We start from the raw sequence: 21281 nt of genomic DNA on the forward strand, positions 1-21281 counted from the left end.
ACCAGACTAACCGAAAACCTCCGCGTAACGGCCGGCGATGGTCAAGGACTGCGTCGCGCGCGTGAGGGCCACGTAGAGGTTGTGCAAACCTTGCGGTGATGCTGCCACGATGTCATCCGGGTTGACTACGGTGACGTGGTCAAACTCTAGTCCCTTGGTGTGCTCAACGTTGGCCGCCGTGATCACAGCCCGCAGGCGCCCTTCATCATCCTGGAAGGTAGCTGGCTCAAGGTCGTCCGTATCATCGCGCCAGATGACGTCCACGCCGTCGCGGACAGCGATACCTGGCGTCGCTTCGGGGTTGATGGATTCCAAGAGTTGATTGGCCAATTCGGTAATTGGGCGCGGGGTGCGGTAGTTGACGCTTAACCCGTGAAGCCGAAAGCGCTGGCCGACGAACGGCTCGAGCGTGTCCGCCCAATCATCGACGCCGGCAGGGGCACCGGTCTGGGATGTGTCGCCCACGAGAGTCATCCATCGCGAGGGGCTACGGCGAAAAATCATGCGCCATTCCATCGGGGTGAGTTCTTGGGCCTCGTCGACGATGACGTGCCCGTAGGCCCACGTGTAGTCCTCACGCGCGCGCTGGGCGGTGGTGCGGGAGTCCCGAACCTCGTGGCGTCGAGCGAGGTGCTCGGCGTCGATGACGTCGTGGGCAGAGAGAATCTCTGCTTCGAACATGTCGTCATCGTTGTCGGTGGAATCGGAAGAGCTCAGGATATCGAGTGCGTCTTCTGCCTCTGCGACCTGCTCGCGCCATTCTTTTTCTTCGGCGACACGTTCTGCTTCGGGGTCGGGCATGCCGATGAGAACCGCAAGTTCGTCGAGAAGCGCGGCGTCGGAAGGCGCCCAAGCTCGGCCGTCCTCACGGTAGAGCGCACTGCGGGTTTCATCATCATAGTCGCCGGCCGCCGAATCGATGCGTTCGGTGCTGCTGAGGAGATCGGCGAGGACATCGGTGGGTGTCAGGTGGGGCCAGAACTCGTCGATGAGCTCCAGCACCTGGGGTTCTTCCGCGAGGTCGTCGTGGAGCTGATCCACATCCGCGCGGGAGAGCAGGTTGTTGCCGCCGAGAGGGTCAGCGCCAATGCGTTCAGCCATCTGCTGGGCCAGTGACTCGGTGAGGTGTTCCGCAAACGCTGCCTGGGCATCGTTGTGTGGTTTGCGCGAGCGCCGTGCACGCGTCCGTGCTGCCTTGACCATCTGTGGGTCCACGGTGAGCTCGAGCCGATCGATTTCGAGCGTGCGCGATTGTTCCGGCAGGCGCTGATAGTCCTTCACCGCGTTGCCGAGGATCTCCACCATGGCCGCGGAACCCTTGATTTCGCGCGCGAGCAGGGACTCAGGGTGAGTAGCTTCAATGCCGGGGAAGAGGGAAGAGATGGTAGAAAGCACAACGCCGGTTTCACCAAGCTCCGGAAGCACCCGGGAGATGTACTCCAGGAAGGTGGAGTTGGGACCTACGATGAGCACACCCGTGGCGGCTAGCTGTTCGCGGTAGGTGTAGAGCAAATAGGCCACACGGTGCAGTGCCACCGCCGTCTTGCCGGTTCCTGGCCCGCCTTCGACCACCATGACGCCGCGCGTGCTGTCACGGATGATTTCGTCCTGCTCCCTCTGAATGGTTTCCACAATGGAAGGCATGTGCCCAGTGCGGGCCTGTTGCATGACGTGGTGGAGGGCGGACTCACTGGCAACGTCGCTGCTGTCGGTGTGTGACTCGCCTTCGAGAACTTCGTCGCTGATTCCGGTTACCGTGCGCCCAGTAGTCCTGATGTGCCGGCGGACGTGGACTCCCTCGGGGTGCGCGGTGGTGGCAAGGTAGAAAGGTCGCGCCATCGGGGCGCGCCAATCCAGAAGGAGCGTGCGGTAATCCTCCTCGCGGGCATCGAGCCCCATGCGGCCGATATAGCGGCGGTCTAGTCCCTCCGGGGTGGGGTTATCACCGGGCGCATCAATGTCGATGCGCCCAAAAACCAGTCCGAGTTGGGCGATGTTTAGACGGTCCAGCTTGGCCTGCAACCCGTGGTACTCGGTTTCGCGGCGCACCAGCGCATCGGCATCCGGGGTATGCGGATCGACGGCAGCCTGTACCTCATTGAGGCGCTCATTTGCGGCGTGAACCTCGTTATCGAGACGCGCAAAAAGGCCATCGACGTAGGCTTGCTCACTGGCAATCTCGGTGTGCGGATCGTTTGCTTGAGCACTAGGGTTTGCGGTGCGAGGCACGGATGAAGATTCAGACACAAGGCTCCTTGGGCGCGTTTGAAGGCTTCTCCTGGGTGGAAAAGAACAACGGCCCAGCATACTAGCTGAGCCGTTGTTGTCTCCACCGCTTCCATGTATCGCGGTGCGTTGCGGGGCTATCCGCAACTTTAGGCGACGTGCTTAGAGGCGGTCACCGAACTTCTTGAATGCCTTATCGAGCTTCTTGGATGCTTCCTTCTGCAGCTTTTCCGCGCGCTTGCGAGCCTTCTTCTGGGCGCGCTTGCTATCAAGCGAATCGGCCTTGGCCAGGGCCGCGTCAGCGCGGTCCTGAGCCTTGCCGGCCGCCTTGACGAGGCCCTTGCGAGCGGTAGCGGAGTTATCACGGGCAGCGTCGAGCCAGTCATCCTTGTTGTCCTCAATGAACTCGCGCGCGGTCTCGGCGGTGTCTTCCACGAAGGTGCGTGCGGACTCGAGGAAATCGCGTCCGGTGGACTCCCAGTCATCGCGGTTGTCCTCGACGTAGTCCTTGGCGGTCTCGAACCAGTCATTGGCCTTGGCCGTGACATCAGAAGAAATCTCATTGGCGCGGGTGGAGAAGTCATCCGCAAACTTCTGCTGCTCGGACTTGCCCGGCAGCGCCTGCTGGATCTTCTTGTTCGCGCGCTCGGAAGCCTTGGCAGCGCGCCAACGCACAGATGGCTTACCTTCGGTGTCCTGGGTGACGATGGCCAGGGCGCCGAGCAGAGCGGTGTTGGTAATGAAGCCGTTGCGCTGTGCTTCCTTTTCTTCCTTGGAATCTGCGGTCCAGAAAGCATTTCCAACCAAGTTGGGGACGTGAGTCAGCGCCAGCACAGCAGCGGAGGTGCGCGGTGCCTTGCCCAGCGCCAAGCTGGTGCCCGCGGCGGTCTTTGCGCCGCCGAGCGCGCGGGTAACCAGCTCGGGGTCGTTAGGGATGTAGCCTGCATACTCGCGCGGCAGCACCTTGCGCAGGCGCTTGAGCACGGACTCGGTGTCCGCGACGTGCTCCGAGGTGTTGCGGAGCGTATCCACACCATCCCAGATGAACACGGAGGCCAGCATAGGACGGGCAAACTTACGAATCATGACGTGCTCCATTCGATAGATCTGTAAAGACGTTCGTCACACCATAGTACGCGGGTTAAACAACTGCTGCCGTGAGGGCAGCAGTTAACACGTCGTTACCAACGCCGCTCCCACCACTCGTCCAGATGCGGGCGCTCTGTGCCGAGCGTTGTGGGTGCTCCGTGCCCAGGGCGGACGATCGCTTCGTCAGGGTAAACGTCAAAGAGGCGTTGCGTGACATCCTTGTACAGGCGCACGAAGTCACCTTCCGAGGTGGTTTTCCCCACGCCGCCGGGGAAGAGGGAATCGCCGACGAAGAGGTTGGTGACACCGTCAATCTCGGCTGCAACCGCTGCACCGCCTGGAGTGTGTCCGCGCAAAATGATGACGGGTAGGTCGACGCCAGCAAAAGGCAGGGTATCGCCATGCTCCAACTCCACGTCGACGGACGCGGGCAGGGCAGGGGAGTCGAGGAAAGAGGCATAGTGCACGGCGCCGGTTGTGCCCAAGACTTCTTTCAGCGCACGCACGTGGTCCCAGTGGCGGTGGGTGGTAAGCACGGAGGTGATCTTTACTCCGTTATCGGCGGCTAGAGAAAGCAGCGCGGGGGCGTCAGCGGAGGCGTCGATAAGCAGCGCTTCTTCGCCCGCACACAGTAGGTAGCAATTGTTGTCCATGTCGGACACGGAAATTTTATGAAGCTCAAGCGCGTTGTTCATAAGTCCAACCATACGGGTACATTCTGATTGAGAACTCTCTGAACACACATACATTTGTGTAGGAAGGCAGCAACTAGTGGCTGATCGTTTGGTCGTACGAGGTGCGCGTGAGCACAACCTCAAGGGCGTGGATATCGATATTCCGCGCGACAAATTGGTGGTGTTTACCGGCCTATCTGGCTCGGGCAAGTCCTCGCTTGCTTTCGACACCATCTTTGCCGAGGGCCAGCGGCGCTACGTTGAGTCCTTGAGCTCCTATGCGCGCATGTTCCTTGGCCAGATGGATAAGCCGGACGTTGAGTTCATTGATGGGCTTTCTCCGGCGGTGTCCATTGACCAAAAGTCCACCAACCACAACCCGCGCTCAACAGTGGGAACCATCACCGAGATCTATGATTACCTGCGTCTGCTCTTCTCCCGCGCGGGCACGGCGCACTGCCCTCAGTGCGATGCCGTCATTGAGCGTCAAACCCCACAGCAAATCGTGGATGAGGTTTTAAGCCACGAGGAGAAGCTTAAGTTTCAGGTCCTCGCACCGGTTGTGCGCCGCCGTAAAGGCGAGTTCGTTGACCTCTTCGCGGACCTCGCGGCGCAGGGATATTCCCGCGTCCGGGTGGATGGTGAGCTCTACCAACTCAGTGATCCGCCCAAGCTGAAGAAGCAGATTAAGCATGACATCGACGTCGTCGTGGATCGCTTGCAGGTCAAGGCTTCCCAAAAGCAGAGGCTGACGGATTCCGTGGAGACTGCTCTGCGCTTGGCTGATGGCCTGGTAACCCTGGATTTCGTCGACCGGGAAGAGCTCACTCACACCTACTCGGAGAAGGCCGCCTGCCCCAACGGCCACACGCTGACCATTGAGGAATATGAGCCGCGCGCCTTCTCCTTCAACGCACCTTTCGGTTCCTGCCCGGTGTGTGACGGTTTGGGCACCCGCCTTGAGGTCGACGTTGATCTGCTGATCCCAGACCCGGATGCTCCGGCTGTGGAGGCCATCCAACCGTGGACGTCGAGTCCCAATGCGAGGTACTTCGTCAAGCTTGTCGAAGGCTTAGCGAAGGCCCTGGACTTCGAGCCCCGCACTCCGGTTTCTGAGTTGACTGATGAGCAGCGCCACGCCTTGATTTATGGCACTGACGTGGAAGTCAGCGTGCGCTACAAGAACCGCTATGGCCGCCAACGCAATTGGTCCGCGCCTTTTGAAGGTGCCATCGGATTCCTGGAGCGCAAGCTTGATCAGGCTGATTCCGAATCGCAGAAGGACCGCCTGCTTCAGTACACCCGTCGCGTTCCTTGTAATGCCTGCAACGGCACGCGCCTCAAGCCCGAAATCCTGGCGGTGCGCTTGGCCTCGACCGCACACGGTGAGCAGTCCATCGCGGGCCTGACGGCACTGTCCATCGAGGAGGCAGCAGAATTCCTCGACTCGCTTGTTCTGGGCCACCGCGAGGAGATCATCGCTGGTGCTGTACTAAAGGAAATCCAGGCGCGCTTGCGCTTTCTTCTCGACGTCGGTCTGAACTACCTCACCCTCGACCGTGGCGCCTCCACGTTGTCCGGTGGTGAAGCGCAGCGCATCCGCCTCGCCACCCAGATCGGTTCCGGCTTGGCGGGAGTTCTCTACGTGCTCGATGAGCCCTCCATCGGCCTACACCAACGCGATAACCAGCGCCTCATCGCCACGTTGAAGCGCTTGCGCGATATCGGAAACACCTTGATCGTGGTGGAGCACGATGAAGACACCATTCGGGAGGCGGACTGGCTTGTCGACGTAGGACCGCGCGCCGGCGAATTCGGTGGCACCGTGGTTTACCAGGGTGAACCCGCCGGTATTGAAGCCGTGGAGGAATCGCTCACAGGGCAATACCTCTCGGGCAAGAAGAAGCTTGCAGTCCCGGACAGTCGCCGTGCGATCGATCCTGAGCGCATGCTCAAGGTGGTCGGCGCTCGTGAGAATAACCTCAAGGGCATTGACGTGGAGATCCCGCTGGGCGTCCTCGTCTGTGTAACAGGCGTGTCCGGTTCCGGAAAGTCCACCGTGGTCAACCAGATTTTGGCCAAGACCTTGGCCAACAAGCTCAACCGCGCCCGTCAGGTGCCGGGACGGGCTAAGCGAGTCGAGGGCGTGGAGCACCTAGACAAACTCGTGCAGGTGGACCAGAGCCCTATCGGGCGCACCCCGCGCTCAAACCCAGCGACGTACACAGGGGTCTTCGACAAGATCCGCAACCTCTTCGCGGAAACCCAGGAGGCCAAGGTCCGCGGCTACAAGCCGGGCCGCTTCTCCTTCAACGTCAAGGGCGGACGCTGCGAAGCGTGCCAAGGTGACGGCACCATCAAGATTGAGATGAACTTCCTGCCCGATGTCTACGTGCCCTGTGAAGTATGCGAGGGCGCACGCTATAACCGCGAGACCCTGGAGGTTCTTTACAAGGGCAAGAACATTGCTGAGGTCCTCAACATGCCGATTTCAGAGGCTGCAGAGTTCTTTGAGCCCATCACCTCCATTCACCGCTACCTCAATACCTTGGTGGAGGTGGGCCTTGGATACGTCCGCCTGGGTCAAGCCGCTACAACACTTTCCGGCGGTGAAGCACAGCGCGTGAAGCTGGCATCTGAGCTACAAAAGCGCACGAATGGGCGCACGGTCTACATCTTGGATGAGCCGACGACGGGCCTGCACTTTGAGGACATCCGCAAGCTCATGCTCGTCATTCAGGGTCTGGTGGATAAGGGCAACTCCGTTATCATCATCGAACACAACCTGGACGTCATTAAGGCCGCGGATTGGATCGTTGACATGGGCCCCGAGGGTGGCTCCGGCGGCGGAACCGTTGTGGCTCAGGGCACGCCAGAAGATGTGGCACAAGTGGAAGGCTCCTATACAGGAGGGTTCCTCAAGGAGATGGTGTGATGGTAGGGCAGAAGCTCACGCAAACGGCTGCGCTGGCTCTCGGTCTTGCCGTGGCTACAACTGCGGCGGGCTGTTCTGCCCCGGATAGGGACGCAGTGCAGGAAGCTCCAGAAACATCTAGTGAGGGGGTTAAGGACAGCTACGACCTCGATGCGGAGCTGCGCTCCGTCGTCGCAGACGTCGAAAGTGAGTATGACGTTCAAGCTGGAGTGTCAGTGGCGGATCGACAGGGAACATTCAACGCTGGACTAAGGGGCGAAGAGCCTGCATGGTCAACCGTAAAGGTGCCGATCGCCATCGCGGCTTTGCGCGACGAGGCTAGCCCTGAGCTTGTGGACCTCGCCATTAGGGAATCGGACAACGATGCCGCCTACGCACTGTGGTCCCACGTTCGTTGGACCGAGGGGGAAGCGGGAAGCGCAGTCAAGGCTCTCTTGAAGGAATATGACTCATCCGGCGAATTTGAGGAACCATTTGGATATTCCACGTGGTTGCTCGAAGAGCAGGCCAAGTTTGGCGCACACCTGCCGTGTATCCCCGAAGCCGCGCAGGTTTATGACGCGATGGATGACATCGTGGAATGGCAAGACAATGGACTCGACCGCCTCCCGCATACCCGGGCCAAAGGCGGCTGGGGGCTTTCCGAGGAGGACAATGGGTATACCCATCGCCAGATTGGGGTGCGGGAAACCGAGGGGGCCGGTAAGGATGCCGATGGCGCGGTGGGATTGGCCATTGAGGTCACCATGCCCGGCGACTACGCCGAGGAGGCTATCCCCGCTCTTAACTTGCTTGCTGCAGGCGTAGACCGTGTTGTCACCGAGGCGCTGGGGGAGGGCGCGCTAAAGCCCTTGGTTGGTTGTGCGTCGCCTAGTGCGGAGGCGTCGGCAAGCGCAGCGTCGAAGAGACAAGGTGCGTCGGCCAAAGCAACAACTAACTCACCTGCACGCCGATTTGGTGATTGATGCATGTGGTGTTAAAGTAGTGCGCACTACCGCCCGTAGCGCCTCCTCCAGGAGGTACTTGGGCCGCAAGCGGAGTTTCTCCCACCTGAGGCCGCGTAGGAATCACCATTCCAACGCAGGATAAAGGTTAAGAGTAGGCGCCACATGGTGGTGCGTGCTTGAAAAAGAAACTCCCGGATGCCACTGGCACCGGGATTTATTCGTTTGTGGCCTCGGTAGGCACACTACTAGCCCCACAATCGAGGAGAACCACAATCAGCGCTGAAGCTCGCATTAATGAGCGCATCCGAGTACCCGAGGTCCGTCTTGTTGGCCCCGGTGGTGAACAGGTGGGCATCGTCCGTACTGACGATGCTCGCAAGCTCGCGTACGAAGCGGATCTTGACTTGGTCGAGGTTGCACCGAACGCGAAGCCGCCCGTAGCCAAGATCATGGATTACGGCAAGTTTAAGTACGAGCAGGCCCAGAAGGCCCGCGAGTCCCGTAAGAATCAGCAGCAAACTGTGGTGAAGGAACAAAAGTTCCGTCCGAAGATTGATGATCACGATTACGAGACGAAAAAGGGCAACGTGGTGCGCTTCCTGGAGAAGGGTTCCAAGGTAAAGGTGACCATCATGTTCCGTGGCCGCGAGCAGTCGCGTCCGGAGCTGGGTTTCCGCCTGTTGGAGCGTTTGGCTGACGACGTCGCAGAGGTCGGCGTTGTGGAGTCGCGTCCCAAGCAGGATGGTCGCAACATGACCATGGTTCTTGGACCCGTCCGCAAAGGCAAGAAGTAGACCACGCTCCACTTAGGATTTAAGGATTTAATTCTCATGAAGCAGAAGACTCACAAGGGCACCGCCAAGCGCATCAAGGTGACTGGCTCCGGCAAGCTGCGCCGCGAGCAGGCTAACCGCCGCCACCTCCTGGAGGGCAAGCCGTCCAAGCGCACCCGTCGTCTGAAGGGCACCGAGGACGTCGCCAAGGCAGACACCAAGCGCGTCAAGCGCCTTCTCGGCCGCGCATAGTCAGCGCCGAAACTCCCATCCCCACACACTCACAATCAAGATAAGGAAGTATTACTGTGGCACGAGTAAAGCGCTCAGTTAACGCCAAGAAGAAGCGTCGCGCAATCCTGAAGTCCGCTAAGGGCTACCGCGGCCAGCGCTCCCGCCTTTACCGCAAGGCCAAGGAGCAGTGGCTGCACTCCATGACTTACGCTTACCGCGATCGTCGCGCCCGTAAGTCCGAGTTCCGCAAGCTGTGGATCCAGCGCATCAACGCTGCTGCTCGTATGAACGACATCACCTACAACCGCCTCATCCACGGCCTGCGCCTGGCTGAGATCGAGGTTGACCGCAAGATCCTCGCCGAGCTTGCAGTTAATGACTTCGAGGCTTTCTCTGCACTGTGCGAGGCTGCTAAGGCTGCACTTCCGGAGGATGTCAACGCTCCGAAGGCTGCCTAAGCACCGCGCGTAGACGCCAGATGAACCCACCGCCCCTGATGAAGGGACGGTGGGTTTTGTCGTTGCGGGAGTAATGCCCGCAAGAACTCTTAAGCGCTGCTTCTCCCGAGGGATTGTGTTACATTGCACAGTACTGTCATGAAAGCCGCCTGCGCTTAGTCCTTGGGGCTGGCCAGAGATACATGGTGTGAAGGAGAGAAGAGAAATGACCAACCCGAACAACGCTTATCAGCCCAATGGTGACGCTTTTGACGGCGCCTCTAACGGAGGACAGCCGCAACAGGCAAACCCCTTCGGGTCTTCGAACGACCAGTACGGTTATAGCGCGGCCCCGTATGGTGGTTCGCAGCCGGCTCAGAATGTTCCAGCGCAGCAGGACGCTTACCAGTCACACTACGGCCAGCAGCCACAGGCTGGAGGAGAGCAAAAGTCATGGGTAGTAGCACTGCTCTTGTGCTTCTTCTTGGGTGAATTGGGAGTTCATAACTTCTACCTCGGCCGCACGAAGCGCGGTATGTGGCAGCTGGCTCTTGCCGTCGTCGGCCTTATTACTTCCTTTATCATCATTGGTATTTTCCTCGTCGCTGGATTGGTGATCTGGAAGTGGGTTGAGCTCGTGTTCATCGCCGGTGGTTTCTCCAATTACGATAAGGACGCAAACGGCGTACCGCTGAAGAAGTAACCGTCTGCAGAGAATCGCGGAGAACTCTTATCCCGCTTGCCCGCCCGAACGTGGTGGGCAAGCGGGACTTTTCAATGTGAAGCTCGGTCGGTACCGTCACATACATGGATCTGGATTTCTCCTCTGCTTTTACCGAACGCACGCCGCGCGTAGTCAATGCGGCCAAGCTGCACCGCGCGGCCAACCGTCGTAAGGCGGAGCGCTTCATCATCGAGGGCGAAAACGCTGTGGACGCGGCGGTGTCCACGGGAGCGGCGACCGACGTCTTCGTGACGGAAAGAGCCGCCGAGCGCTTCGCCCACATCGTGCAAGCCTGCGGATATATGGACGTCTATGTCCACCCCATCACGGATAAGGCGGCCAAGCACCTGTCTGATACCGCGACGAGCACCGGGCTCTTCGCCGTGTGCCGCCCCGTCCTGTGGAGCGCCGGCAAGATTCTGGCGGGCAAACCACAGCTGGTCTCAGTCCCAGTGCTGACGTCTGAGCCTGGCAACGCAGGTACCCTGATTAGGACTTCGGACGCCATGGGGGCGGACGGTGTCATCTTCGCCGGTGAGGCGGTCGACCCTTTGGGCTGCAAGGTCGCGCGCGCGTCGGCGGGGTCGCTGTTTCATGTACCCGTTGCTCGCGATCCCAACATCAAGGACGTCCTGGGCAAGCTGCGCTCTTCCGGGATGCAGGTGCTAGCCACGGCTGCTGATGGTGAAGTAGATCTAGCTGAGGCAGATCTGAGCCAACCCACCGCCTGGTTATTCGGTAACGAAGCACATGGACTGGGCGAGCTCTTGGATGAAGCTGACATGCGTGTGCGCATTCCGATTCTTGGGCGTGCAGAGTCACTCAACCTGGCTACGGCCGCCAGCATTTGTCTTTATGAATCAGCCAAGCAACAGAACAGCTAGCTCTGCTCTGTGACTAGGGCTGGTGGCCACAGTAGTCGTTAAGCACGGTAAGATAGCTCGCGTTAGTTTTTGTGCGAGAAGAAGGTAATCAAGGCACGTGTCCGATACACCTCAGATCGAATTGACCGAAGAGGCCCTGGGGGCCGCCGCGGAGAAGGCCATTGCCGCCTTCGAGGCTGCATCCGACCTCGACGAGCTCACCTCCGCCCGCCGCGAACACCTTGGTGACGGTGGCTATATTCCGCAGGCCCGCCAGTCGCTGGGCCAGTTGCCCAAGGATCAGCGCAAGGACGCCGGTCGTGCCGTAAACATGGCCCGCGGCAAGGTGGAAAAGCGCTTTGCACAGATTCGTGAAGTGCTGGAGCAGGAGGCTCGCGCCGCTCAGCTGAAGGCGGAGAAAGTCGACGTTACCGTCCCCACCACGCGGGCGCAGACTGGTGCTTTGCACCCTATTACCGCGTTGTCGGAGCGCATCGCCGACATCTTCGTGGGCATGGGCTGGGAGATTGCCGACGGCCCGGAGGTTGAGGCCGAGTACTTTAACTTTGATGCGCTGAACTTCAAGCCCGATCACCCTGCGCGTACGTTGCAGGACACTTTCCATGTGGGCAAGGAAGGCTCCAAGCAGGTCTTGCGTACGCATACCTCGCCGGTGCAGGTACGCACGATGCTTGAGCGAGACGTACCGCTGTACATCGCTTGCCCGGGTCGCGTTTTCCGCACCGACGAACTCGATGCCACCCATACTCCGGTCTTCCACCAGGTGGAGGGCCTAGCAGTGGACAAGGGGCTGACCATGGCCCACCTTCGCGGCACCCTGGAGCACCTAGCCAAGGTTCTTTTTGGCCCCGAGACCACCACCCGCATGCGCGTGAACTACTTCCCGTTCACCGAGCCCTCGGCCGAGGTCGATGTGTGGTTCCCGAATAAGAAGGGCGGCGCCGGCTGGATCGAGTGGGGCGGCTGCGGCATGGTCAACCCCAACGTTCTGCGTGCCGTGGGCATCGACCCCGAGGAGTACACAGGTTTCGCCTTCGGCATGGGCCTTGAGCGCACCTTGCAGTTCCGCAATGGTCTGACCGATATGCGTGACATGGTTGAAGGCGATGTTCGCTTCACCCTGCCCTTCGGCGTGCAGGCATAGGAACCCAGAGAAAGGATAGAGAGAAAACAATGCTTATTTCCCAAGACTGGGTTACCCGCATCCTGGGCACCGCGAATTCCGGCTGGAGCGTACCTTCCGAAGAGTTGGACTCCGGCTTTGTTCGCGTTGGTTTTGAAACCGAGGGATTTGAGGCCCTCCCAGAGACGACCGGCCCGCTGGTCATTGGCCAGGTCGTCGAGATTGAAGAGCTCACGCAGTTCAAGAAGCCAATCCGTTATTGCCAGGTCAACGTTGGCCACGCAAATGGCACCGGCGAGCTGCAGGGCATCATCTGTGGCGCCCGCAATTTCCGTCTCAATGACTATGTCGTGGTCTCTCTCCCAGGTGCTGAGCTGCCCGGCGGCTTCAAGATTGCTGCTCGCGAGACTTATGACCACATCTCCAACGGCATGATGTGCTCCGCCGCTGAGCTCGGGTTCGGCGACAAGGCCAACGGCATTATCGTTCTAGGGGACGAGGTGGCGGACAAGGTCGGCGAGGACGCCCGCCCCATCATCGGTCTGGCTGATACTGCCTTCGACGTCAACATCACCCCGGATCGCGGCTACGCCCTCTCCGCGCGCGGTTTGACCCGCGAGGTGGCTTCGGCGTTTGACCTCACCTTCCCGGACGTGGCCCAGGACCCGAGCGCGGCCGGTGTAGATATCTCTGCTGTTCCTCAGGCACAGGGCGCGCTTATCGACGTTGACCTGCGCGAGGAAACCAAAGCCCAGCGCTTTGGTCTGCGCAAGGTCAGCGGCATCGACCCCGCTGCCCGAACCCCATTTTGGATGGAGCGCGAGCTCATGTTGTCCGGCCAGCGCAGCGTCAACGTGGCCACCGACGTCACGAACTACGTCATGCTGTTGCTGGGTGCCCCGATGCACGCCTTCGATGCCAATGTGATCAGCGGCAACCTCGTGGTGCGCAATGCCGCAGAAGGGGAGAAGTTCGAGACCCTAGATCACGTCAAGCGTGAGCTGTCGGCTGGTGACGTGGTCATCTGTGATGACAACGGCATTCAGTCCCTCGCCGGTGTCATGGGCGGTACGACCTCAGAGATTTCCGATGAGACCACGGATGTCTACTTCGAGTCCGCCATCTGGGATCCGATCACCGTGGCCCGGACCTCTCGCCGTCACAAGCTTTCCTCTGAGGCGTCCCGCCGCTTCGAGCGCGGCGTCGACCCGGCCATCGTCGAGGTCGCCCTCGACGTTGCCTGCGCGCTACTGCAGCAGATTGCTGGCGGCACCATCGAGGCTGGCAGGACGCTCGTGGGAGACGTCGCCAAGCGCGAGCCCATCACCCTGCGCACCGCCAAGCCCAGCGAATACGCCGGCGTGCAGTACTCCCGCGACACCATTATCCAGCGCCTGCGCGAGGTGGGCTGCGACGTCACCGACAACGGTGATGAGCTGCAAGTTACCCCGGCGACGTGGCGCACGGATATCTCCATGGACGTCGACCTCATTGAGGAAGTCCTGCGCCTAGAAGGGCTAGAGGACATTCCCACTGTGCTGCCGACCCCGGCAGGCGGTCGCGGTCTGACGCCGGCCCAGAAGCGCCGCCGCGCTATTGGCCACGCTTTGGCCTATGCCGGTTATGCCGAGGTCTTGCCGGCGCCGTTTATCCCGAACGACACCTTTGATACATGGGGCTTGGACAAGGAGGATCCGCGACGTAAGACGGTGGCCGTGCAGAATCCTCTCGAGTCCGACAAGGCCATTCTGTCCACGACGTTGCTCCCGAACCTTCTTGAGGCCATCGCCCGCAACGTGGCCCGTGGCCGAAGCGACCTTGCCCTTTTCGGCCTCCAGCAGGTGGCATTCAAGCGCGCTGATGTGTCGCCGATGCCTTCGGTGGAGTCCCGCCCGGAGGAGTCCGTCGTGGCTGAGCTTTTGGAGTCCCTGCCTCTGCAGCCGCTGCACGTGGCTACGGTAGCTACCGGCAACATTGAGCACGAAGGTCCGTGGGGGACCGGCCGCGCGTATAGCTATGCAGATGCGATCGAGTCTGCGCGCCAGGTGGCTCGTTCCGCTGGTGTTGACGTTGCAGTTAAGGCAGCCGAACAGCTTCCGTGGCACCCGGGTCGCTGTGCCGCAATTGTCCTCGCCGATGATGAAGAGCAGGTCGTGGGTTATGCGGGTGAGCTGCACCCGCAGGTTCTTGAGGCTTTGGAGCTTCCTGCACGCACGTGTGCCATGGAGCTCGATGTCTCAGCACTGCCGTTGGAGGAAAAGTTCCCGGCACCTGTGCTGTCCTCCTTCCCGGCCCTGCACCAAGACATCGCGTTGGTCGTCGATGATGCCACCCCGGCTGAAGAGGTTCGTAAGGTCGTTGAGGAGGGCGCCGGTGAGCTGCTGGAGTCCGTGGAGCTTTTCGACGTCTTCCGGGGCGAGCAGCTTGGTGAGGGCAAGAAATCCCTTGCTTTCCAGCTTCTTTTCCGTGCGGATGACCGCACGCTGACCGATGAGGAAGCGAACCAGCATCGTCTCGCCGCTGCGGAGCTGGCAAAGCAGCGTCTCGGCGCACAGATGCGGGCTTAGCGTATCGGCATCTATTAATTCATCAACCCGGTTCACCCTGCAGGTGGGCCGGGTTTCCCTTTGCGCAAGCGTGCGAAGGCGTGGGGAAAGATCCCCCAGCACTGGTAGGTGTGTGGCTTGGCTCATAGCCTCAGAGGTGCAGCGTTTCCAACCCCCGAAAGGATTGTCTACACCATGCGTCTGTTGTCCCGTCTTACCGCCACCGCCGCCGTTGCCGGTGCACTCACAATTGCCCCGCATGCCTCCGCCGACCTGTCTCAAGGCTTCTCCAATGCCGATGGCACCGTCAACTGTGAAAGCGCGAATATCGAAGGAACCTACGTAGCATGTTTGTCCGAAGGCGCACGAGCTACCAGCCCGCAGTGCAACCCGCCGGGCCAACTGGCACCGCGTTTTATTTACCATGCAGGCCGCTCTAAAGCTGATTGCTTCAACCAAGGGCTTACGACCACGAATTTCAAGCGTCTGCAGCCAGGCCAAGTTCACCAATTCAATGAAGTCACCGCTATCGCCGATGCGCAGGGCGGCATCCACTTCGTTGGCCCACAGGGCTACCTAGGCTACGCAGGAAAGAAGGCCGTATCTGGTTCGGAAGGACTGGGGGACGTCTCTTCCCGTGTCATGTAGTCCAAATGCAGCCCTCGTTTCATAAAAGGGCCCGGAGTTAGCCGGCCCCGCGTCACTCCTATTTCCTATTCCAAAGCTCGGATTCTCGCACTGTACCGCGAGAATCCGAGCTTTGCCGTTTATGGAATGAAGAAATACGGCGGCTGTTTTTCTTGAATAACATACGGCGGACTGCATTATTTGCTAGGGTGGCTGCATGAGTATTTCAGTAGCAATCGCCGGAGCCACAGGTTATGCAGGGAGCGAAATTCTACGCCTCGTGCTGTCGCACCCAGCGTACCTTTCAGGTGATCTGCGCATTGGCGCGCTCACGGGACACTCTAATGCTGGCGGGCGAGTCTCCGAACTCATGCCGCATCTGCCGCAGTTGGCAGACCGTGTCATCGAGGACACCACCCCAGAAGTCCTCGCCGGCCATGACATCGTATTCCTCGGTTTGCCGCACGGGCATTCGGCGGAGATTGGCCGTCAGCTGGGGGAGTCCGTCACCGTCATCGATTGTGCCGCCGATTTCCGCCTCCGCAACAAAGAAGATTGGGATGCATTCTATGGCGGTGAGTATGCCGGCGCGTGGCCCTACGGGATCCCGGAAGTTCCCGGCAACCGCGAGAAGCTCCAGGGCAGCAACCGCGTCGCTGTTCCAGGGTGTTTTCCCACCACGATTACCCTGGGGGCCCTTCCTGCCGTGGCGCAAGGGCTAATTGAGCCGGACCTGTCCGTCATCGCGATTACCGGTGTATCCGGAGCCGGTAAGAAGGCCTCCGTAGCTCAGTTGGGCGCGGAGACAATGGGCAACCTCAAGGCCTACAAGCCGGGTGGCACCCACCGCCACACCCCGGAAGTACTGCAGAACCTGCACCCCTTTACTCAGGAGCCGGTGTCCGTGAGTTTTACTCCAGTGCTTGCCCCTCTGCCGCGCGGCATTTTGGCCACGATTACGGCGCCGCTGAAGGGGGGCGTCGACAAGCGCCGTGTTGCCCAGGCTTTCCGTGAGTTCTACGCCGACGAGCCATTTTGCCTTGTGCTTCCGGAAGGCCAGCAACCGCAAACCCAGAACGTGGTGGGCAGCAACATGGTTCATATTCAGGCACACGTGGATGAGCGCGCTAACCGTCTTGTCATCACTGCGGCTTTAGACAACCTATGCAAGGGCACCGCCGGCGCGGCCGTTCAGTGCATGAACCTCACCTTGGGCTGGGAGGAAACTCTGGGCCTGCCGCAGGCAGCCGTCGCCCCCTAGATAGCCAAATACTCGCCCGCGCGTTCCTCGCGCCACCCAATCCCGCTGGAACTGTAGTTCCGCTAAGACAAGGAGAAACTAGAAATGATTACTGCACCCGCCGGCTTCCTCGCTGGCGCCACGACGGCTGGGATTAAGCCCTCCGGAAAGCCGGATATGGCCCTTGTGGTCAATCAAGGTCCCAACTTTGATGCAGCCGCAGTGTTTACCCGTAACCGCGTGGTGGCCGCTCCCGTGAAGCTTTCCCGTGCAGCAGTAGCGGACGGTGCCATCCAAGCCGTCATTTATAACTCAGGCAACGCGAATGCCTGCAACGGCGTGCAAGGGGACAAGGATGCGGCGGCGATGGTAGCCGCTGTCTCCGAGCACACAGATATCCCCGCAGCCAACATCGCGGCGTGCTCGACGGGTCTTATCGGAGAGCTGCTTCCCATGGAGAAGGCATTGGCCGGTATTGAAGCGGTTGCCGGGGATCTCGGTTCTGATGAATCGCACGGTCAGGCCGCCGCGGAGGCAATCATGACCACCGATACCGTGGTCAAAGAATCGCTCTTTAAGGCCGAGGGCTGGAGCATGGGCGCCATGGGCAAGGGTGTGGGCATGATGGCTCCCTCTCTGGCCACCATGTTGGTATGCGTGACGACGGATGCCGTGGCCTCTCCACAAGCCCTGCACTCCGCCCTGCAGACCGCTAGTGATCAGACCTTCAACACGCTTGACGTTGACGGCTCGACCTCCACCAATGACACGGTCATCATCCTGTCCTCTGGCGCTTCCGATGTTGAGCCTAGCCAGGAAGAGCTGGATGCTGCTGTTCTGGCGGTGTGTTCCGATATCGCGGATCAGCTCCAGGCAGATGCCGAGGGTGTGACCAAGCGCGTGAAGATCACGGTCGAAGGAACCTCCACCGATGAACAGGCGCTGAACGCCGCGCGCACCTTGGGGCGCGACAACCTTTTCAAGTGTGCGATGTTCGGCTCGGATCCCAACTGGGGTCGCGTGCTCGCCGCAGTTGGCATGGCAGAGGCTGATATGGATCCGGAGAACATCTCGGTGTTCTTCAATAACCAGGCTGTGTGCGTTGGGTCCACCGGCGCGCCCGGCGCGCGTGATGTTGACCTTTCCGGGGCTGACATTGACGTACGCGTTGACCTAGGTACTGGTGGAAGCGGTACCGCTTTCGTGCGCACCACCGACTTGTCCCACGACTACGTGGAAATCAACTCCGCGTACAGCTCCTAAGAGAAACAGGGAGGAAAGATGATTCAGGGACTCAGCAATGTAGACCGCGCTACTGTGCTCGCGGAAGCCTTGCCGTGGCTGCAGCACTACCGCGACAAGATCGTCGTCGTGAAGTACGGTGGCAACGCGATGGTGGATGACTCGCTCAAGGCCGCCTTCGCCGCCGACATGGTTTTCCTGCGCACCGTGGGCGCTAAGCCCGTGGTGGTGCACGGCGGGGGCCCGCAGATCAATGAGATGCTGGGCAAGCTGGGCATTGAAGGAGAATTCAAGGGCGGTTTCCGCGTGACCACCCCGGAAATCATGGATGTGGTTCGCATGGTTCTTTTCGGCCAGGTGGGTCGCGGTCTGGTGAATCTCATCAACTCCCACGGTCCCTACGCCGTGGGAACCTCCGGTGAGGACGCGGGTCTGTTTAAAGCCCGCAAGCGGTTTGTCGACGTCGACGGCGAGCCCACCGATATCGGCATGGTGGGAGACATCGTCAGCGTCGATCCCTCCGCCGTCATGGACATCATCGAGGCTGGACGCATTCCAGTGGTCTCGACTATCGCTCCCGGAAATGACGGCGAGGTCTACAACATCAACGCGGATATCGCAGCCGGTGCATTGGCACGAGCACTGGGTGCTGAGCGCCTTGTCATCCTCACCAATGTGGAGGGCCTGTACACCGACTGGCCCAATCGCGATTCACTGGTGTCGAAAATTGAGGTCGACAAACTCAAAGCCCTGCTCCCAGGCCTGGATTCGGGCATGATTCCGAAGATGGAGTCCTGCCTTATGGCTGTCGAGGGAGATGTGAGCGCCGCCCACGTCATCGACGGGCGTATCGCCCACGCCGTGCTACTAGAGCTGCTCACTACGGGCGGCATCGGCACGATGGTGCTGCCCAATGATTACAACCGTGAGGACTACCCAGAAGGCACGATCTTTAGGAAGGACGATAAGAAATGACCGCGCAGACCACACTGACGCAACGGTGGGGAGAGGTGTTAAGCAACACCTACGGCACCCCACCCGTGGCCATCGTGTCCGGCAAGGGCGCCACGGTGACCGATGAAGACGGTAAAGAATACATCGATATGCTCGCCGGCATTGCTGTGAACTCGCTGGGCTATGCCCACCCGGCCATCGTCGAGGCGGTCAGCGCTCAGGTGGCGACCGTTGGGCATGTCTCCAACCTCTTTGCCAGCAAACCCGTCGTCGAGGCTGCGGGCAAACTCCTGGAGAAGGTGGGGGATAGCGACGCCCGTGTCTTCTTCTCCAACTCCGGAGCGGAAGCCAATGAGGCTGCCTTTAAGCTGGCGCGCTTGACCGGCCGCCGCCGCATCCTCGCCGCGCACTACGGTTTCCATGGCAGGACGATGGGCTCTCTCGCTATGACCGGGCAACCTGCCAAGCGCAAGGCCTTCGAACCTTTCCCAGGCGGAGTGGAGTTCTATACCTACGGCGACATTGACTACTTGACCACCTTGGTGGAACAGAACCCGGAGGATACCGCCGCCATCATCTTGGAGCCCATTCAGGGGGAGACTGGTGTGATACCCGCGCCCGATGGATTCCTGCGCGCCGTGCGGGAGCTCTGTACCAAGCACGGGATCCTCATGATTGTCGATGAGGTGCAAACTGGTGTGGGGCGCACCGGTGATTTCTTCGCTTTCCAGCATGAGGGCGTTCTTCCTGACGTCATCACCATGGCTAAGGGCTTGGGCGCGGGTATGCCGATCGGCGCCACCATTGCCCGTGGTCAGGCAAAGGATCTCTTCACCCCGGGTTCCCACGGCACGACCTTCGGCGGCAATCCCGTTTCCTGTGCGGCGGCAGCGACGGTGCTGGAGCTTGTCGACGCCCCCTTCCTCGCCGACGTCGCCCGTAAGGGGGAGTGGCTACGCGCCGAGCTAGCTAAATCTCCGGCTGTGCAGTCTGTGCGTGGCCGAGGGCTTATGCTAGGAGTTGTATTAAATAAATCGGTGGCTAAGGACGTTGTGGCTGCAGGCTTGGACCACGGTCTCATCCTCAACGCCCCAAGCAGCGAGGTCATGCGCTTGACCCCGCCGCTAGTGATCACCGATGAAGAACTCACGCAAGCAATCGATCGCCTGCATAAGGTACTGGAGGAAATAGGATGAGCGTGCGCCATTTCTTGGCAGATGACGACCTCACAGCGGAGGAACAGGCAGAGGTCTTGGACCTTGCCTTGAAGCTGAAGAGGGACCCCTTCTCCGAGCGTCCGCTGGAGGGCCCGAAGTCGGTCGCGGTTCTTTTTGACAAGACGTCGACGCGCACGCGATTCTCCTTCGAGGCGGGAATTGCTCACCTGGGCGGGCACGCCATCGTCACGGAGACAAAGTCCACGCAGATGGGCAAAGGCGAGACGTACCAGGACACCGCTGCTGTTCTCTCCCGGTTTGTCGAGGCAATTGTCTGGCGCACCTACGCGCACCAAAACCTGCTAGAGATGGCTGAAACCGCGACGGTACCCATCGTCAACGCTCTGTCCGATGACCTGCACCCGTGCCAGATCCTGGCGGATTTGGTGACCTGCCGCGAGAATTTCGGTGACCTGGCTGGCCGCAAGGCCGTCTACCTGGGTGATGGCAACAACAACATGGCCAACTCCTATATGTTGGGCTTTGCCACCGCGGGCATGGAGATGACGATCATTGCGCCGGAAGGTTTCCAGCCGCAGCCGGAGTTTGTGGAACGTGCCCGGAAGCGCGGCACGGTGACCGTGACTGATTCTCTCGAGGCCGTCGACGGCGCCGACGTTGTTATCACCGACACGTGGGTTTCCATGGGGCAGGAAGATGACGGCAAGGACCGTCGCACCCCGTTCCTGCCTTACCAGGTCACCCCAGAGGTTATGTCCCGTGCCAAGGAAGAAGCGATCTTCCTGCACTGCTTACCGGCCTACCGCGGCAACGAAGTGACTGCTGAGGTGATTGACGGACCACAGTCCCGTGTCTTTGACGAGGCGGAGAACCGTCTCCATGCACAGAAGGCGCTGCTCGTGTGGCTTCTTGCAGCTCAGGAGGAGAACTAAGCGAATGACGACAACCCCAACGACGCGCAATGCCCGCCAAGCAAAGATCTTGGAGATTCTTGACCGCACACGGGTCACGAGCCAAGTCCAGCTCTCCGAGCTCTTGCTCGATGAGGGAATCGACATCACGCAAGCCACCTTGTCGCGTGACCTCGATGAGCTGGGCGCCAAGAAAGTAAAACGCGATGGTGGCCGGTCCTTCTACGTGGTGGGCGGCGAGTTGGAGCAATTCGAAGACCAGCTCAACGGTCCGCGCGAGAAGCTGCGCCGCATGCTCGATGAACTCGTGGTCTCCCACGATTTCTCCGGCAATATCGCGATGCTCCGCACGCCCGCGGGCGCTGCCCAGTACCTAGCATCCTTCATTGATCGTGTGGGCCTGCCAGATGTGGTGGGTTGTATTGCAGGCGATGACACCATCTTTGTCCTAGCGCGTGAAGGACTAGGAGGCCGTGAGCTTGCAGAAAAGCTCACCAGCCGCGGCATTTAACATTTATACGTAAGTCTGTATAATAT

At 60.2% G+C, this 21281-nt stretch carries 19 protein-coding genes; 16 read left to right on the top strand and 3 right to left on the bottom strand.

The annotated features are described in order from the left end of the window. Positions 1-6: 6 nt before the first annotated feature. The 3 genes from HMPREF2912_RS04995 to HMPREF2912_RS05005 form a co-directional block, all read right to left on the bottom strand. The gene (locus HMPREF2912_RS04995; protein ID WP_070523198.1) at positions 7-2247 is read right to left on the bottom strand and encodes a HelD family protein; all 2241 of its coding nucleotides are present in this window, start codon (positions 2245-2247) and stop codon (positions 7-9) included. 141 nt (positions 2248-2388) lie between these two features. Further along, entirely contained in the window at positions 2389-3312 is a 924-nt protein-coding gene (locus HMPREF2912_RS05000) for a DoxX family protein (protein WP_070523195.1), read from the bottom strand. Positions 3313-3407: 95 nt separating this feature from the next. Continuing rightward, positions 3408-4010: an MBL fold metallo-hydrolase gene (locus HMPREF2912_RS05005; protein ID WP_070683462.1), complete on the bottom strand. Its 603-nt coding sequence runs from the start codon at positions 4008-4010 to the stop codon at positions 3408-3410. Positions 4011-4086: 76 nt separating this feature from the next. On the opposite strand from HMPREF2912_RS05005, the gene uvrA reads away from it, so the two are divergent. The 16 genes from uvrA (at position 4087) to HMPREF2912_RS05085 (ending at position 21255) form a co-directional block, all read left to right on the top strand. Then, the gene (gene uvrA / locus HMPREF2912_RS05010; RefSeq protein ID WP_070683464.1) at positions 4087-6924 is read left to right on the top strand and encodes an excinuclease ABC subunit UvrA; all 2838 of its coding nucleotides are present in this window, start codon (positions 4087-4089) and stop codon (positions 6922-6924) included. Then, positions 6924-7889, top strand: coding sequence for a serine hydrolase (locus HMPREF2912_RS05015; RefSeq protein ID WP_246816459.1), 966 nt, complete (start codon positions 6924-6926; stop codon positions 7887-7889). The genes uvrA and HMPREF2912_RS05015 overlap by 1 nt, the downstream gene beginning before the upstream one ends. A gap of 206 nt (positions 7890-8095) precedes the next feature. Continuing rightward, entirely contained in the window at positions 8096-8665 is a 570-nt protein-coding gene (gene infC, locus HMPREF2912_RS05020) for a translation initiation factor IF-3 (protein ID WP_083299163.1), read from the top strand. A 36-nt stretch (positions 8666-8701) separates the two neighbouring features. Further along, entirely contained in the window at positions 8702-8896 is a 195-nt protein-coding gene (gene rpmI / locus HMPREF2912_RS05025) for a 50S ribosomal protein L35 (RefSeq protein ID WP_010190075.1), read from the top strand. A gap of 56 nt (positions 8897-8952) precedes the next feature. Then, positions 8953-9336 carry a 50S ribosomal protein L20 gene (rplT, locus tag HMPREF2912_RS05030; RefSeq protein ID WP_005323264.1) on the top strand — a complete coding sequence of 128 codons (384 nt, stop codon included), beginning with the start codon at positions 8953-8955 and terminating at the stop codon, positions 9334-9336. A 205-nt stretch (positions 9337-9541) separates the two neighbouring features. Then, on the top strand, positions 9542-10018 hold the full coding sequence (locus tag HMPREF2912_RS05035; protein ID WP_070683468.1) for a TM2 domain-containing protein: 477 nt from the start codon (positions 9542-9544) through the stop codon (positions 10016-10018). Between the two features lie 104 nt (positions 10019-10122). Further along, entirely contained in the window at positions 10123-10923 is an 801-nt protein-coding gene (locus tag HMPREF2912_RS05040; protein WP_070563113.1) for a TrmH family RNA methyltransferase, read from the top strand. 97 nt (positions 10924-11020) lie between these two features. Continuing rightward, on the top strand, positions 11021-12067 hold the full coding sequence (gene pheS, locus HMPREF2912_RS05045) for a phenylalanine--tRNA ligase subunit alpha (RefSeq protein ID WP_070523173.1): 1047 nt from the start codon (positions 11021-11023) through the stop codon (positions 12065-12067). Between the two features lie 29 nt (positions 12068-12096). Beyond that, a complete protein-coding gene (gene pheT / locus HMPREF2912_RS05050; protein ID WP_070523170.1) occupies positions 12097-14613 on the top strand; it encodes a phenylalanine--tRNA ligase subunit beta in 2517 nt (838 codons plus the stop codon). A gap of 174 nt (positions 14614-14787) precedes the next feature. Further along, the gene (locus tag HMPREF2912_RS05055) at positions 14788-15240 is read left to right on the top strand and encodes a hypothetical protein (protein ID WP_070523167.1); all 453 of its coding nucleotides are present in this window, start codon (positions 14788-14790) and stop codon (positions 15238-15240) included. Between the two features lie 196 nt (positions 15241-15436). Further along, positions 15437-16480 (top strand): N-acetyl-gamma-glutamyl-phosphate reductase, encoded by a 1044-nt coding sequence (argC, locus tag HMPREF2912_RS05060; protein ID WP_070523164.1) that lies wholly within the window; start codon positions 15437-15439, stop codon positions 16478-16480. Positions 16481-16564: 84 nt separating this feature from the next. Next, complete coding sequence (argJ, locus tag HMPREF2912_RS05065) at positions 16565-17722, top strand: bifunctional glutamate N-acetyltransferase/amino-acid acetyltransferase ArgJ (protein WP_070523160.1); 1158 nt, start codon at positions 16565-16567, stop codon at positions 17720-17722. Between the two features lie 18 nt (positions 17723-17740). Then, positions 17741-18676, top strand: coding sequence for an acetylglutamate kinase (gene argB / locus HMPREF2912_RS05070; protein WP_070523157.1), 936 nt, complete (start codon positions 17741-17743; stop codon positions 18674-18676). Next, complete coding sequence (locus HMPREF2912_RS05075; RefSeq protein WP_070523154.1) at positions 18673-19851, top strand: acetylornithine transaminase; 1179 nt, start codon at positions 18673-18675, stop codon at positions 19849-19851. Before argB ends, HMPREF2912_RS05075 begins: the two co-directional genes overlap by 4 nt. Then, complete coding sequence (gene argF / locus HMPREF2912_RS05080; RefSeq protein ID WP_070523151.1) at positions 19848-20765, top strand: ornithine carbamoyltransferase; 918 nt, start codon at positions 19848-19850, stop codon at positions 20763-20765. Before HMPREF2912_RS05075 ends, argF begins: the two co-directional genes overlap by 4 nt. Positions 20766-20769: 4 nt before the next feature. Beyond that, on the top strand, positions 20770-21255 hold the full coding sequence (locus tag HMPREF2912_RS05085; protein ID WP_010190051.1) for an arginine repressor: 486 nt from the start codon (positions 20770-20772) through the stop codon (positions 21253-21255). The last annotated feature ends 26 nt before the right edge of the window (positions 21256-21281 follow it).

Origin of the sequence: Corynebacterium sp. HMSC056E09, from assembly GCF_001813425.1 — a bacterium.
Lineage (GTDB): Bacteria > Actinomycetota > Actinomycetes > Mycobacteriales > Mycobacteriaceae > Corynebacterium > Corynebacterium hesseae.

Excerpts from the sequence above, each read along its gene's own strand:
- HMPREF2912_RS05040 (WP_070563113.1), top strand. The coding sequence starts at position 10,123 with ATGGATCTGGATTTCTCCTCTGCTTTTACCGAACGCACGCCGCGCGTA.
- HMPREF2912_RS05035 (WP_070683468.1), top strand. The coding sequence starts at position 9,542 with ATGACCAACCCGAACAACGCTTATCAGCCCAATGGTGACGCTTTTGAC.
- rpmI (WP_010190075.1), top strand. The coding sequence starts at position 8,702 with ATGAAGCAGAAGACTCACAAGGGCACCGCCAAGCGCATCAAGGTGACT.
- argF (WP_070523151.1), top strand. The coding sequence starts at position 19,848 with ATGAGCGTGCGCCATTTCTTGGCAGATGACGACCTCACAGCGGAGGAA.
- argB (WP_070523157.1), top strand. The coding sequence starts at position 17,741 with ATGATTCAGGGACTCAGCAATGTAGACCGCGCTACTGTGCTCGCGGAA.
- HMPREF2912_RS05005 (WP_070683462.1), bottom strand. The coding sequence starts at position 4,010 with ATGAACAACGCGCTTGAGCTTCATAAAATTTCCGTGTCCGACATGGAC.
- argC (WP_070523164.1), top strand. The coding sequence starts at position 15,437 with ATGAGTATTTCAGTAGCAATCGCCGGAGCCACAGGTTATGCAGGGAGC.
- HMPREF2912_RS05000 (WP_070523195.1), bottom strand. The coding sequence starts at position 3,312 with ATGATTCGTAAGTTTGCCCGTCCTATGCTGGCCTCCGTGTTCATCTGG.
- argJ (WP_070523160.1), top strand. The coding sequence starts at position 16,565 with ATGATTACTGCACCCGCCGGCTTCCTCGCTGGCGCCACGACGGCTGGG.
- HMPREF2912_RS05015 (WP_246816459.1), top strand. The coding sequence starts at position 6,924 with ATGGTAGGGCAGAAGCTCACGCAAACGGCTGCGCTGGCTCTCGGTCTT.
- HMPREF2912_RS05085 (WP_010190051.1), top strand. The coding sequence starts at position 20,770 with ATGACGACAACCCCAACGACGCGCAATGCCCGCCAAGCAAAGATCTTG.
- HMPREF2912_RS05075 (WP_070523154.1), top strand. The coding sequence starts at position 18,673 with ATGACCGCGCAGACCACACTGACGCAACGGTGGGGAGAGGTGTTAAGC.
- HMPREF2912_RS05055 (WP_070523167.1), top strand. The coding sequence starts at position 14,788 with ATGCGTCTGTTGTCCCGTCTTACCGCCACCGCCGCCGTTGCCGGTGCA.
- pheT (WP_070523170.1), top strand. The coding sequence starts at position 12,097 with ATGCTTATTTCCCAAGACTGGGTTACCCGCATCCTGGGCACCGCGAAT.